We start from the raw sequence: 13,057 nt of genomic DNA on the forward strand, positions 1-13,057 counted from the left end.
GGCACGCCGCCAGCGTTCGTCCTGAGCCAGGATCAAACTCTCCATAAAAGACGATTGGTTTGCGTGCACAACCGAGGTTGGACATGCAGCATTCGCCTAGATGAATTCGCTTGGTAGCTCATTCAAAATACTAGCTTGCGAAACGTTAGTTTCGCGATTTAAGACCTTTTGACAGGTCGCTCATTGTTCAGTTTTCAAGGAACAAATGGTGCTCATTTTTCGTCCAAGCCTCTCGGCCCGGAATTAGAATATATCATATTTCGAAATCGTTTGGCAAGCTTTATTTTCAAACTTGTTTCGATTTCGATCACCGTTTCGACATGTCCGTCTCGGCCGGAATTAGAATATACCATAGATCATTTTGGACATGCAAGCTTTTTCTCGGAAAATGTCGAATGAAAATTCGGTACCCTGTTTCCTAGCTGCTCGATATGAATCTCGTCAATGTAAAAAGACTGCCGGACGGCAGTCTCAACGGATTGAAACACTATCCGGACTAGGCTAATAACCGGAGGAATTCGCGCATGAAACCCGGCAAGTCCGGCCAAGCGTGACCCGAGACCAATTTGCCGTCCACATGAAGCGTATCTGGCGCATAACGCGCTCCCAGGCGTTCCACATCCAAACGGCACGCATTATAGGCCGTCATCGTACGCCCTTCGAAATAGCTTGTATCCTTCAAGGCAGCGAATACTTGCACGCCGTGGCAAATCGCTCCGACAGGTTTGTCCGACTCCAGAAAATGACTAAGGATTCGCGGAAGGTCGGCATCCCCTCTAATGTACTCGGGCGCTCGGCCGCCGGGTATGAGAAGCGCGTCATATTGGGCAGGGTCCACGTCCGCGAATGCAACATGCGCAGGCAGCAGATGTGCCGGTTTCTCGGTGTACGTGTCCCAACCCTCGATAAAATCGTGTACGACCGTATGCAGCACTTTCTTGACCGGAGCGGCGATGACGGCTTCATAGCCTTCTTCAAGCACGCGATAATAGGGATAGTAAACCTCGAGTACTTCTGCGGCGTCTCCGGTGACGATGAGAATGCGTTTGGACATGCTATCGCTCCTCTTCAATAATATCAGGCACTCTTTCAGTATGAAGAAGCCCCCATTTTATGTAAACGGGTGGTTTTTGACGTACCGTGTCGAATCGCTTCGAAATCAATAAAGAAGACACCGAGCTGCCTCGGTGCCTTCTGCTTGTTCAGCTTGCGAAATGAACGATATTAACCGTTGATTTGGAATGCACTGAAAAACTGGCCCTTGTCCGTTCCGCCGATGGTAAGCGGCCCGCTAGGGTTATTTGGCGCAATCGAGAAATGAGACCCGTCGATTTTCGCAGCCACCGCAGCTACGCTCGCATTGCGAAGCTGCGTATTCAAAGCCGAGACAAGGCTGTCTATCGTTGCGTACGCCCTGCTCAGAACGATGGTCGCCGTATGCGTGCCGTCGCCTACCGTAAACGTACGGTTCTTGGACGTGTTCGTATCCGTGCCCGCGAATTGCTTTTCGGCTCCGAACAGCTGCACGGCGCCGCTTCCCTTGACCGTGAACGTTCCCTGTGATCCCGGAGCGGATCCACGAATGATGAACGTGTTTCCGGCACCGAAAGCCTCGATCGGACGCTGCATCAAGTCGATGCCATTATCCAAGCAGTACTGCTGGATGAAGCTGTCGACTACCCCGCCAACGATCTCGCCCGGCGTGAAGCCGTTCGGCGCGATGTTCCAATTCAACAGAACATGTACTTCCCTCGGAACGTTCGCGTACGTGAATGCAATGGTGAAATCAATCGTATTGTTGCCCGTGAAATCCGTACTGGCCGGTACGGCCAGGCTTTGGCCCTGCGCCTGTACTGCGGCGATCGTTGCGAAATCCAGACTTGCAATCGCCAAACTCTTCAGGGACGGATGGTGGAGCTCGTAGATCTTCGCTTCGGCTTGGACGAGCACGTCATGGTTGGTCACCAGTGCTTGCCGTACCGCCGTAAGGCCGTTGTACGCAGCGCTGGCAGCCGTTACGCCGGCTTCGTCGGCAAGCGTAAGCTCGGCGATCGGCAGCAAAGCCGCGATTTGGGCGATGACCGCATTCGCCGCCGCTTGATCGGCCTTGAGTTCGGCAATCTTGGCGATTGCCGCCTGCAACGTTGCGAAATCGGTTCCCGAAACAAACGCTTGCTGGTCTGCCGTTAGAGCCGCATAGGCACCGCTTGCCGCGTTAACGGCCGCCTCGTTCGCCAGTGTCAGATTCGCGGTGACCGGCAAGGCCTTGATTTGGTCGGCGACAAGATCCGCTTCCGCTTTATCCGCATGCAATTGGGCAATTCGCGCGACTGCCGAGGATAGTTTGACGGCATCGTCAGAAGACACCAACGCTTGTTGCTCCAACGTCAACGCGTCATAGGCGAACTTTGCCGAATGAACGGCTGTTTCATTCGCGAGCGTAAGCCCCGCGACTGGCGGCAGCGCCAGGATTTGGTCGGTGACTGCATCGGCTGCGTCTTTGTCCGCGTTCAGTTTCGCGATTCGGGTATCCGCTGCCGTAAGCTTGGCTTGGTTCTCTTGGGACACCAAAGCCTTCTGCTCGGCCGTCAACGCATTAAAAGCGGTTTTCGCCGTATGGACGACGGCTTCATCCGTTAGTTGGAGCTGTGCCGCGTCCGGCAGGGCTGCGATCAGCGCATTCACCGCATCCGCTGCGTCCTTATCCGCGTTCAATGCCGCGATTCGAGCGACGGCGTCACGGAGTCGGGTTTGTTCGGCCGGCAGGACCAAAGCTTGCTGGACTGCCGTTAATCTAGCAAATGCGTCTCTTGCTTCGTTGACGGCCGTCTCATGCTGCAGCGTCAGGCTGCCGATTGCAGGCAAAGACGTGATTCTCGCGATGACCGCATCCGCTGCCGCTCGGTCTGCCTTCAGTTCTGCGATCCTGGCGACGGCATCGCCTAATTTTGTTTGGTCAACAGACGAAATCAACTGTTTTTGAGCTGCCGTTAGTCTTGCGAATGCGTCCTTCGCTTCGTTGACGATCGTTTCGTCCGTCAGCGCGAGGCTCGCGGTTGCCGGCAAAGCCGTGATTTGCGACGTGACCAGAGCCGCTGCCGCCTTGTCCGCCTTCAATTCCGCGATCCGAGTGACAGCATCGCTTAGCTTGGCTTGGTCCGCGGGCAGAATCAAATCTTGTTGCGCTTGCGTTAGCGATGCAAAAGCAGCGTTCGCTTCATTGACAGCCGGCTCATCCCACAGTTCAAGGTTCGCCGTTGCCGGCAAAGCCGCGATCTTCGCAATGACGAGCTCCGCCGCAGCCTTGTCTGCATTCAGTGCCGCAATGCGTGCGACCGCGCCGGACAGCTTGGTTTGATGCTCCGCCGTTACCAGCGCTTGCTGGGCCGTCGTCAATGCGGCAAACGCATCCTTCGCGGCGCCGACGCCCGCTTCGTTCGCGGCAAGCGTCAAATCCACTGCGACGGGAAGCGCGGCGATCAATGCCGAGACGCGTTCGGCTGCCAAAGCGTCGATCTGCTGCTGGTTCAAGCCGCTGCTTGGAGGCGGCGGGTAATAGACAGAGCCGACCGCGTCCTGCATTTGGCTTGGATGCGTTTCGAAGGTGCTCGAATCCTTCGCAGCCTGATTCATGGTTTTAACGGATTCTATTGTCCCGCCGCCGACGAACTGTACTGCGGCATAAAGCACGAGATTCACCGCTCTTGCTTGGGAACCCAGGTCGAACCCGTTGCCGTCGGCATGCTCGTCGACGGTGATTTGCCGCACGGAACCGCTTGGAATGGCGATTTTGACTTTCACGCTCGAGACGTCGACGTCGTCGAAGGAGCCAACGAGCGTTATGAGCGCGCCTTGGGGCAGCAGACCGCTCAACTTAACGTCGGTGAAACCTTCGCCCGTCAGCCCGCTCTCCTCCAATGTCGCTCCGGTCTGCATAACGACGGAAGCGACCGTCGTCGTGCCTTCCGCCACGATTCGCACGGTTCCCGTGGACTTGTCGACGACGATCGTCAGCAATACGGAATCCTCGACGTGAATGCTGTGCGCTCCGCCGCCTTGAACGAGCGTCGTGCCTTTGACCGTGACATGGTCCAAGGTCGCATCGCCTTCGCCGACGCCGGCGGCAAACGTCAAATTCCCTTCGACGACGGTGTTCCGCAGCGTAACGCCAGCCGCGGAGATCACGACATCGCCGGCAATCGTCCGGGTGCCCGTCTCCGGCCCGTAGACCCCGCCCTTGTCGAACGTCGCGGGAGCCGCTTTCGTTTGAAGCGCATGGCTCAGAATCACGACGGCTTCCGCGCGGGTCGCTTTATTCGCAGGTCTGAACGCATTGTCTTCGTATCCGCTCATGATCCCGTTCGCCTTGGCTGTCCCGATGGCGCCTTTGCTCCAGGACGGGATCGACGCGGCGTCTTTAAACGATGCCGCGTCCTGTACGGACGGCGTCAAGCCGAGCAGGCGCTCGACGACCAACGCGATTTCCTGCCGGGTAATCGGCGCGTCGGGATGAACGCTTCCATCGGAGAATCCGGTTATGTATCCTGCTTTCACGGCCTTCTGGACATCGGCATAGCTCCAAGCCGCCGCCGGAAGGTCCTTGAATGCAGCGCTGCCGGCTTCCGCAAAGCGGAAAGCGCGATTAACGAGCGCGATAAACTCGGCCCGGGTCACTTCTTTATCCGGTTGGAAGCTGCCGTCCTCATAGCCTTTGATCAGGCCGTCGGCGATCCATTGCGCGATATCCTTCTCCGCCCAATGTCCCGTAATATCCGCAGCTGCGGTCGATGCCGGTAACCCGGCGGCCGCGCCGTTGGCTGCGCCCAGCAGCGAAAGCGAGAGCGATCCGGCCACCGTGAGGCTGACCATTTTTTTCGTTAAACGTGGCACATTCATTCTGTTCCCCCATTGTTCGATATGACTGACTTCGCTTCAGAAATTGGATAGAGTCCGTTTCAACCCGATTCAAGCTTCTTCCTCGAAGCTCAACATTCGACAAATGGAGGACGAATTCCTTCGTTCGGATAACCGGACGCACAATTTTAACAAATGGCCGTGGACTTGAAGAAGTACAGCGCGCCGCTGCCAGTCCGCACTTTGCGTATAGCGACCGGTCCTCGCTCTCGCTATTTTCGCTCGACTTGCAAATAAGACACTTCCTTCACGTTGAACGTATCCTTCAGCCGCTCTTCCGTGAGGACGTTCAAATTGACGAGATTCGCGATTTTGGCGGTGTCCGGGCTCGAAAGCAGGCGCCACAGCTCCAGGTCCGGCAGTGCCTCGAACAGCTTAGCCTCGTCGTATTCTTTTCTCCGGTGGGGAATCACTTTAACGATATAGCTGCCGAACTCCGCGGACTTCGTATCGTTCTCGGCGCAATGCGCCAAAATCTCCTCGCGCAGCTTGGCCAGCTCCTGCTCGATCTCCTTCTGCTTCTTCTTCAACCGGAAATAGCTTCGCACCTTTTCGTTCAATTTCCTCACGCTCCTTTGGTTCATATATATGCGGGCGCAAAGTGCGATAGAGCGGATGCCGGCGATTAGGAACAGGGGCAGGCATAAACGCCAACAAGCGGCTTCACCCCTCGGGCCGAAACCGCTTGTTTACGTGCCGTGTCTTCTTGGTCGATTGCGCAGGCCGTTAAATCGTATGCTCCGCGATCATCGCCATCTTCAGCTCCCACGCCGCATCGCTGAGGTTGACGCGGTACTCCGCGGGATTCGTCTTCCGAAGCACCTGCGGCCAAAACAACGCAAGCTGTCCGCGATGATAGCTGCGCGCTTCTTCCAAGGTCGGGAGCTCGTAAACCAATGCTCCGTCTCGGAACACGGCGGTCAGCAGCGGTAGGGCATCGTAGCGTTGAACGACCTTCTGGATGTAATGATGGATCGGATCGAACAGCCGCAGCGGCTCCTCCGTGTTCAACGGGCCTTCTTCCGCGAGCGTCAAATAATCGCCTTCCGCAATGCCGGTCTCGCGATTGACGATCCGATAGATATCCTTGCGCCCCGGTGTCGTCACCTTCTCGGGGTTGCCGGAAATTTTGATAACGGGAATGAGCTCGCCATCCTTCTCCCGCGCCACCAGCTTATACACGCCGCCAAGCGATGGCTGGTCGCCCGAAGTAATGAGCTGGGTACCGACGCCCCAGACGTCAATCTTCGCCCCCTGGCCCTTCAAGCTGAAAATAATGCCCTCATCCAGGTCGTTCGATGCGACGATGCCCGCGTAATGCAGCCCCGCCTCATCCATCATGCGCCGCGCTTCCTGCGACAGATAAGCCAAATCGCCGCTGTCCAGCCGGATTCCGTTCATCCGTTTGCCCTGCTTCTCCAGCAGCTTCCCGATCCGGATCGCATTCGGAACGCCGCTGCGCAGCGTATCGTATGTATCCACCAACAACGTCACTTGATCGGGCAGCGCCTCCGCGTATTTGCGGAATGCCTCTTCCTCGCTGTCATGTCCCTGTACCCAGGCATGGGCATGGGTTCCCTTGGTCGGAATGCCGAACAGCATGCCCGCGCGCAGGTTGGACGTGGCATGGAATCCGGCGAGGTAAGCCGCTCTCGCTCCCCAGACGGCAGCATCCGCTTCCTGCGCTCTCCGGGTTCCGAATTCCAGCAAGCCGTCTTCGCCGGCCACCTGCTTGATTCGCGATGCTTTCGTCGCGATCAGCGTCTGATAGTTGACGAAGTTCAGAATGGCCGTCTCGATAAGCTGCGCTTCGAATATCCGGGCCGTAACCCGAAGGAGCGGTTCGTTCGCGAACACGACCGTCCCTTCCGGCACGGCATCCAGCTGCCCCGTAAACCGGAATTCCCGCAGCGCATCCAGAAACGCCTCCGTGTATCCCTCTTCCTGCTCGCGGAGAAAGGCGATCTCTTCGTCCCCGAACCGGAGGCTTTGCATATAACGGACCACCCGCTCCAAGCCGGCGAATACCGCATAGCCGTTGCCGAACGGAAGCTTGCGGAAATAAACCTCGAATACGGCCTGCTCGTTTTGCGAGCCTTGAACCCAGTGCGCGTACATCATATTGATTTGATATTTATCGGTATGCATGGTCAGGTTTTCGCTCATCTGCTTCACTCTCCTTTAACTATTTATCTTGCTGTCCGTCTCTATAAACGGCGGCACCCAGCGATCCCGCGAAATGCGTCAAGGCCCATTCATGCCCGAGCGCGTTGAAGCTTGCGACTGCATCGGCATGAACGACGATACGAAACCCCTTGTTATACGCGTCGACGGCGGTGTGCAGGACGCAGATATCGGTGCAGACGCCGATCAAATGCAGCTCCCGAATGTCCCGCATGCGCAGCTGCAATTCCAAATCCGTGCCGCAAAAAGCGCTGTAGCGCGTTTTGTCCATCCAATGGATGCGATCTCGATTCGCTTCGTGGACCTCCTTCAGCTTGCCGTACAAATCCCTTCCGCTCGTGCCTTCGATGTTATGCGGGGGAAACAGCTTATGCTCGGGATGCAGCGCATCCCCTTCCTTATGCAGGTCGACGGCCATCACGACGAAATCCCCCCGCGAGGCGAACTGCTCCGTCAATGCGGCCATGCGATCCTCGATATCGATCGCCGGCTGGCCGCATGGCAGCTTGCCGACCACGAAGTCGACGGTGTAATCGATGACGATGAGTGCTTTCATTTGAAAATCCCCCTCACAAGTAGCTTGTGCCCGGAGGGCGGTAAGGAATCGGAAAAGCGATAGCGTTCGCCTTTGTAATCGGACTTACACCGCTAAGTTCTTATTAAATAAGTCCGGTTACAACAGCGATTGGAGATCCTTACCGCCCGCAGGGCATGCCCTTATCCTTAGCTGTAAATCGAAAGCCGCGGCACATATTCCGTAAACCGGTACAGCTGCGCCGCCCGCTGGGAATGACGATTGGACTGCTTCGGCTCGCCCTTGCTGTCGAGCACTTCTTCTATGATGCCTTCGCGGCTCCGCGTAGACGTGATCTTCCGAATGAAATTCCGTTCTTCGAACTCCGGCACGACCGCTTCGATCACCTGATACAGCTCGCCGATCGTAAACTCCTCCGGCAGGAACGACTTGGCGATCGTCGTCGTCAGCATCTTGACGCGGATTTGATGCAGCGCATCCGCCAGAATCTCCCGATGGTCGAAAGCCAGATTCATCTCCAGCGCCTCCTCTATCGGGAACAGCCGCACGTCCGCGGCATCGTCAGCCGCCCGCCGGTTCGCCAGCGCATGCTCGTGCACGAGCGCGAAGAACGCATGCGAGATCATCCAGCCCCTGGGATCGCGGCCCGGCGTACTATAAGCGCCGTAATATTCGATATGAACGTCGGCGACGCCCGTCTCTTCGCGCAGCTCGCGCAGCGCGCTGTCCATCAGCGTCTCCGTTTCCTTGGAAAACCCGCCCGGCAGCGCCCACTGCCCTTGAAACGGCCAGGCCTTTCGTTGAATGAGCAGCACTTCGAGCTGCCGAAGCGGCAGCGATTTCTTGGCGGTGCCGCGTTCCCTTGAGGTTATCGTGAAAATGACGATGTCGGCCGGAGCGCCGTCTGGCGTACGGTACCGGCTGGCGGAGTAGTTCGCCGCCTCGTCAAACGGCTTGCCGTTCGGCTCGTGGCCAGACTCGTCATGCGATGCATGGTCTGACCTATTACTCGGTAAGTTGTTCGGCTCGGTCATGCGAGGGTCACCTGCTTCGTTCTTTTATATTGTCATTTTGACATAATCAAAAACAAAAATCAAGCGCCTCCTGAAAGAAAATCCCATCTCCGCGTATGTACCCGCTAACAGCGTGCACGAAGATGGGATCGTTTATTCAATAAGCGCCGTTAGCCGGCCATGCCCGGCGAATGGCATCGCCCGGCAATGACCGCCGCGATCTCAGCGCTAGACGTTGCCGATCTCGTTCCAAATGCGCTTGGCATTCTCGAGCCCGACGCGCGTGCCGTACCGGCAGTCTTCGTGCCCCTCGAATTCGATCGAGATGAATCCGTCGTAGCCGGAAGACTTAATAATGCGAAGCACCTCGTACATGTCGATGTCGCCTTGCCCGACGATCGCGCCGCGCAGGTAGTTCCCCCCGGCGCTGCGAAACCAGCCTTCGCCCGGATTCGCACGCTCGGATCTCGAATAGAAATCTTTGAGGTGAATCATCGAAGCATTTCGCACGCTGCGCTGAACGGCGACAACCGAATTCTCGTCCGCGCACATGAAATTGCCGATATCCATGGTCGTGCGGAAATTCCGTCGTCCGACCGCTTCGACGAGCGCTTGCACGCGTTCGCTCGCTTGCACGTAATAACCGTGATTCTCCACGCTCGTCACGATGCCGAGCGTATCCGCATAGTCGGCCACTTGCCGGCAGGCATCGACGAGGCGCGGAAAATCCGCCATGAATCTGCCCAGCGTCGCTTCGGCCGGCGGAACGGAGGCGACGTCATGGCGCATCAGCTTCATGCCGAGCGCATGGGCAACGTCGACCTGCCGTTTCACGCGTTCGATCTCCTTCCGGAACGATTCGTCGTCTCCGACCGCGAATTCCGCGCCGATGGCGTAATTGGACAGGGCAATTCCCTTCTCTGCGGCTTTGGCCGCGATCTCCCGCACCAGCGTCGGGTCTTCCTCGAGCTTCATATCCAGCGGAACGACCTCCATGTGCTCGCCGCCATTGTCCGCGATCCATTCGATGGCCTGCAGAATGTTCATCTGCCCGCTTCTGATGGCATTCCACAAGCTGTAAGAGCTGACTCCGAAACGTACCATTCCATTACCTCCCATGAGTTACATCGCTATTGTCATCCGCACAAAAATCCCTTGCCCGCGGACGCAGGCAAGCGCATCAGCGGGCAAGGGATGTCCTGTTCCCTAACTTCTCTTCGTTAACGCGAACTTCCGCCGCCGTTGCCGGTTCTTGAGCTCTTGCTCGCGGCAGTCGCTGCCGGAGCCGCGCCGTCCGCATCCTGCGGTTTCTTGGTGCCTTTGCTCTTATACGGCTTCGGCGCGTTCTTCAACCGGTTCGCGCTCGCCTGCCAGCGGTTCCAGCCCTTCTTGTCCGTGCCGCGGCCCGTGCCGCCCTTGCTCTTGGCCATGCGCGGCCTACCTGCCGGACAAAGAAGACCACGTGCTCTCGAGCCATTCGTCGAAGCCTTCTCCTTTGTCGCCTTCGTAAATATCGTACACGTCCGTCCGCATGTTTTTCAGCTTCTCTTTGAATGCCTCGTACGAATGGCCTGCCGGCAGGCTCTTCTTGATGCGTAGCAGAATCTTGCCCGTACCCTTCACGAGCTCGTTCGTCTTCTTCGCCGGACGCTCGGCTTGCACGCCAAGCTCCGTCAAAGCTTCGTGCGCGGCCAATTGCACCTGATGGACGGTATCGTTGCTTACGATGCGCGTCAGCAAATCGACTGCCGGCTGTCCGCCCAGCTCCCGCAATGCTTCAACGGCCTTCAGACGTTCTCTCCAATTGGAAGTCCGGCTCGCGGCCCGCTTCAACTCCTCCATGCCCGGCGAAGTTTCCGATTGTTCCTCGGCCTGCTGCATGGCTTGTTCCTCTGTATGTTCCACTTTCATCAATCTCCCTTAGGTTATAGATCGGCTGTCCGCACGGCGCAGCGCTCATCGGCCGCGGCCTGCATATCCATTGCCAGCTAGTACCACGCTACCCTTATTTAAACCTAAAGTCAATGCCGCACCCGCCATCCTACCGTTGATAGGCGTCGGACAGCCGCGGTCCGCCGCCCGCTTCGAGCTTCGCGTTCGTACGATACTGGCTAGGCGTCGTGCCGTAGGCCCGCTTGAATTGCGTGAAGAAGTGGCTTCGGCTGGAGAAGCCCGACTTCTCCATGATGTCCGCGATCGGATCGTCCGACGAGGCGACCAGCCGCCCGGCGTACTGCAGACGCTCGCCATTGATATAATCCGCGACCGAAATCGACCGATGCTTCTTGAACAGCTTGCCCAGGTAAGGCGGAGAGAGATGAACTTCTTCCGCGATCGCATCCAGCGACAAGCAGGGATTGGCCAGCTCCCGCTCCACGATCCGCGTGACGCACTCGAGCAGCTTCGTGTACCGGTTGTCTCTCTTCGCTTCCAGCTCCAAGGCCAATCCGTCGAGCAGCGCATCGTAATCCGCCAGGACGTCTTCGATGGTCTCCAGCTTCTGCAGCTTCGCCAAGTAAGCATTGAATTGGAAATCCACCTTCATCGCATGATTGCTCTCCAGCACTTCGACCGCATGGCGGATCAGCAGCAGCTGCCGGATGAACATCGAATGAACGGCCGTATAGCCATACCGCGATGCGCCTTGAGCCATCTCGCCGAGCAGCTGCTTGCCTTCTTCGAACCGTCCTTGCACGAGCGCCTCCGTCAATGCCTTCTCCTGCTCAGGCAGCAGCTGGAAGTCTTCCGTCCGCACCTCGGTCAAATCGCTGAAAATCATGCAGTTGCGGCCGTACATCAGACGGTAATCGGACAAATCCGCCGTCTTCAAATAGTGGAAATCGAGCGCGCGCAGCGTCTCGAACGGTTCGCCGAACGTGATGGACACGGAAAGGCGAAGGAATTGCCGCGTATGGGCTTGGAGCTGCCTCATCAGGCCGACCAGCTCTTCATTCTCCGACGGCGCTCCGAGCGACGGCACTTGGAGCAGCATGGCGATCAAGTCCTCGTCCATGTCGATGCACTCGTGCGCATAGCTCGGCCGAAGCAGCTCGTTCACGATATTGACGATGCCGAACTTCAATAAATCGCGGTCGGCGCGGTTATAGGCGCTGCAGAAATCCGAGAATCGGTCGATCTTCGCGAGCACGATCAAACAATGCCCCGCGGGGTCAAGCCCGATCTCGTAGCGCTGGAACTGCTTGGTCACGAAGTCCGGCGGGAGCAGTCCTTGGGCATGAACAAGCTTGCGCAGAAATTCCTGCTTCCGGTTGTACAGCTCGTTGCGCTTCTCGGACTCCAGCTGCTTGTAATTCTGAATGACGACCGACATGGGGACGTACAGCCTGCGGGAGAAATAAAACGACAGCAGCATGCTGCCGATAATGAAGCACGCCACGAACAGATACGTTTTCTGCCGCATATGCTCGATGTCTTTCATAATGTGCGCGTAGGGCGTTACGCTGACCAATTTCCAATCGAAGGCATCCGTGCTCACGTACGTCACGAAAGCGTCCACGCCGTTGACGTTCATGCGGAGGCTGCCTGCCCGGTCCTTGGCCTCGTTGATCTGCCGGATATACCCCTCGCCGTGCAAGTCGCTGAGCAGCGGATGCACGGCGTCGGGCGACAAGAGACGGCCCCGATTATCGATGACAAAGATCCGGGAGAAATTCCCTGCCGGGTTCTGCGCTTGGATGCTTTGGTTCAGCCACTCCTCGGAAATGTTCAAAATGATGGCTTCGTTCACTTTGCCGCTCGTCAGCTGCGAGTCGAAGAACAAATACGAATAGACGAAAATATCTTTCTTCGCGCCCGTCGAAATGCCCGACATGATATTCGGTATCTTGCGGAGCACGATGCTGTGGGACTTGTACGTCTCCATATTGTCCAGAAGCGCGAAAATGCCCGGATCGTCAAAATGCTCCCGGTCCTGCACGAACTGCGTTCTCGGTACGGTATACATGCTGTCGCCGTTATAGACGTAAATGGATTGAAGGAAGGGATAGATGTTCTTGTAGGATTGAAGCTTGGCCTGATACTTGCTGTAATCCTCGGCGTTGACGTCGGAGTAAAGCAAATCCTTGACGACATCATCGAAGAAGGCCGTGGTCGAGACCGACTTCGCCGTCTGCTCGAGCGCGCTTACGTTGCTGCTCGTGTTCTGGAGGTTCGTCAGCTGCTGGCCGTACACTTGCTTCAAGGCGAATCGTTCGAAGTTGCGGCTGAGCAGCGAGGATTGGAGAAACAGCAGCAGCACGGTGCTGACGAGGAAAGGAAGCAGGATCGTAAGGAAGAGCTGAAACGGGTTTTTCAGCACGAATGTACGCAACATCTTCGCCACACTCCTCTATTCCCAAGACTATCACAGAACGCAAAACCGCTACAACGCGAACCGGTAAAATCAGGAAAA

General features: G+C 57.1%; 10 protein-coding genes. All 10 read right to left on the reverse strand.

What is annotated here, in order from left to right:
• Positions 1 to 496 precede the first annotated feature (496 nt).
• The 10 genes from GT003_RS25720 to GT003_RS25765 all read right to left on the reverse strand — a co-directional run bounded on the left by GT003_RS25720 (position 497) and on the right by GT003_RS25765 (position 12,979).
• Entirely contained in the window at positions 497 to 1,054 is a 558-nt protein-coding gene (locus GT003_RS25720) for a DJ-1/PfpI family protein (protein ID WP_161703390.1), read from the reverse strand.
• A gap of 170 nt (positions 1,055 to 1,224) precedes the next feature.
• On the reverse strand, positions 1,225 to 4,896 hold the full coding sequence (locus GT003_RS25725; RefSeq protein WP_161703392.1) for an S-layer homology domain-containing protein: 3,672 nt from the start codon (positions 4,894 to 4,896) through the stop codon (positions 1,225 to 1,227).
• 230 nt (positions 4,897 to 5,126) lie between these two features.
• Positions 5,127 to 5,483: a hypothetical protein gene (locus tag GT003_RS25730; RefSeq protein ID WP_420831482.1), complete on the reverse strand. Its 357-nt coding sequence runs from the start codon at positions 5,481 to 5,483 to the stop codon at positions 5,127 to 5,129.
• Positions 5,484 to 5,640: 157 nt separating this feature from the next.
• Positions 5,641 to 7,080, reverse strand: coding sequence for a nicotinate phosphoribosyltransferase (locus GT003_RS25735; RefSeq protein ID WP_161703396.1), 1,440 nt, complete (start codon positions 7,078 to 7,080; stop codon positions 5,641 to 5,643).
• A gap of 19 nt (positions 7,081 to 7,099) precedes the next feature.
• On the reverse strand, positions 7,100 to 7,654 hold the full coding sequence (locus GT003_RS25740; RefSeq protein ID WP_161703398.1) for a cysteine hydrolase family protein: 555 nt from the start codon (positions 7,652 to 7,654) through the stop codon (positions 7,100 to 7,102).
• 167 nt (positions 7,655 to 7,821) lie between these two features.
• A complete protein-coding gene (locus GT003_RS25745) occupies positions 7,822 to 8,667 on the reverse strand; it encodes an NUDIX hydrolase (RefSeq protein WP_161703400.1) in 846 nt (281 codons plus the stop codon).
• A 207-nt stretch (positions 8,668 to 8,874) separates the two neighbouring features.
• Positions 8,875 to 9,750, reverse strand: a complete 876-nt coding sequence (locus GT003_RS25750) for a sugar phosphate isomerase/epimerase family protein (protein ID WP_161703402.1) — start codon at positions 9,748 to 9,750, stop codon at positions 8,875 to 8,877.
• 116 nt (positions 9,751 to 9,866) lie between these two features.
• Positions 9,867 to 10,076, reverse strand: a complete 210-nt coding sequence (locus GT003_RS25755) for a DUF3934 domain-containing protein (protein ID WP_161703404.1) — start codon at positions 10,074 to 10,076, stop codon at positions 9,867 to 9,869.
• 7 nt (positions 10,077 to 10,083) lie between these two features.
• Positions 10,084 to 10,527 carry a HEAT repeat domain-containing protein gene (locus GT003_RS25760; protein ID WP_161703561.1) on the reverse strand — a complete coding sequence of 148 codons (444 nt, stop codon included), beginning with the start codon at positions 10,525 to 10,527 and terminating at the stop codon, positions 10,084 to 10,086.
• Positions 10,528 to 10,687: 160 nt separating this feature from the next.
• Complete coding sequence (locus GT003_RS25765; RefSeq protein ID WP_161703406.1) at positions 10,688 to 12,979, reverse strand: AraC family transcriptional regulator; 2,292 nt, start codon at positions 12,977 to 12,979, stop codon at positions 10,688 to 10,690.
• Positions 12,980 to 13,057 lie beyond the last annotated feature (78 nt).

The sequence above is a fragment of the Paenibacillus sacheonensis genome, from assembly GCF_009909195.1.
In the GTDB taxonomy this organism is placed as follows: Bacteria; Bacillota; Bacilli; order Paenibacillales; family Paenibacillaceae; genus Paenibacillus_Z; species Paenibacillus_Z sacheonensis.

Bases quoted from the DNA above. Each gene is read 5' to 3' on its own strand.
- GT003_RS25720 (WP_161703390.1), bottom strand. From the start codon at position 1,054: ATGTCCAAACGCATTCTCATCGTCACCGGAGACGCCGCAGAAGTACTC.
- GT003_RS25725 (WP_161703392.1), bottom strand. From the start codon at position 4,896: ATGAATGTGCCACGTTTAACGAAAAAAATGGTCAGCCTCACGGTGGCC.
- GT003_RS25735 (WP_161703396.1), bottom strand. From the start codon at position 7,080: ATGAGCGAAAACCTGACCATGCATACCGATAAATATCAAATCAATATG.
- GT003_RS25740 (WP_161703398.1), bottom strand. From the start codon at position 7,654: ATGAAAGCACTCATCGTCATCGATTACACCGTCGACTTCGTGGTCGGC.
- GT003_RS25745 (WP_161703400.1), bottom strand. From the start codon at position 8,667: ATGACCGAGCCGAACAACTTACCGAGTAATAGGTCAGACCATGCATCG.
- GT003_RS25750 (WP_161703402.1), bottom strand. From the start codon at position 9,750: ATGGTACGTTTCGGAGTCAGCTCTTACAGCTTGTGGAATGCCATCAGA.
- GT003_RS25755 (WP_161703404.1), bottom strand. From the start codon at position 10,076: ATGGCCAAGAGCAAGGGCGGCACGGGCCGCGGCACGGACAAGAAGGGC.
- GT003_RS25760 (WP_161703561.1), bottom strand. From the start codon at position 10,527: ATGCAGCAGGCCGAGGAACAATCGGAAACTTCGCCGGGCATGGAGGAG.
- GT003_RS25765 (WP_161703406.1), bottom strand. From the start codon at position 12,979: ATGTTGCGTACATTCGTGCTGAAAAACCCGTTTCAGCTCTTCCTTACG.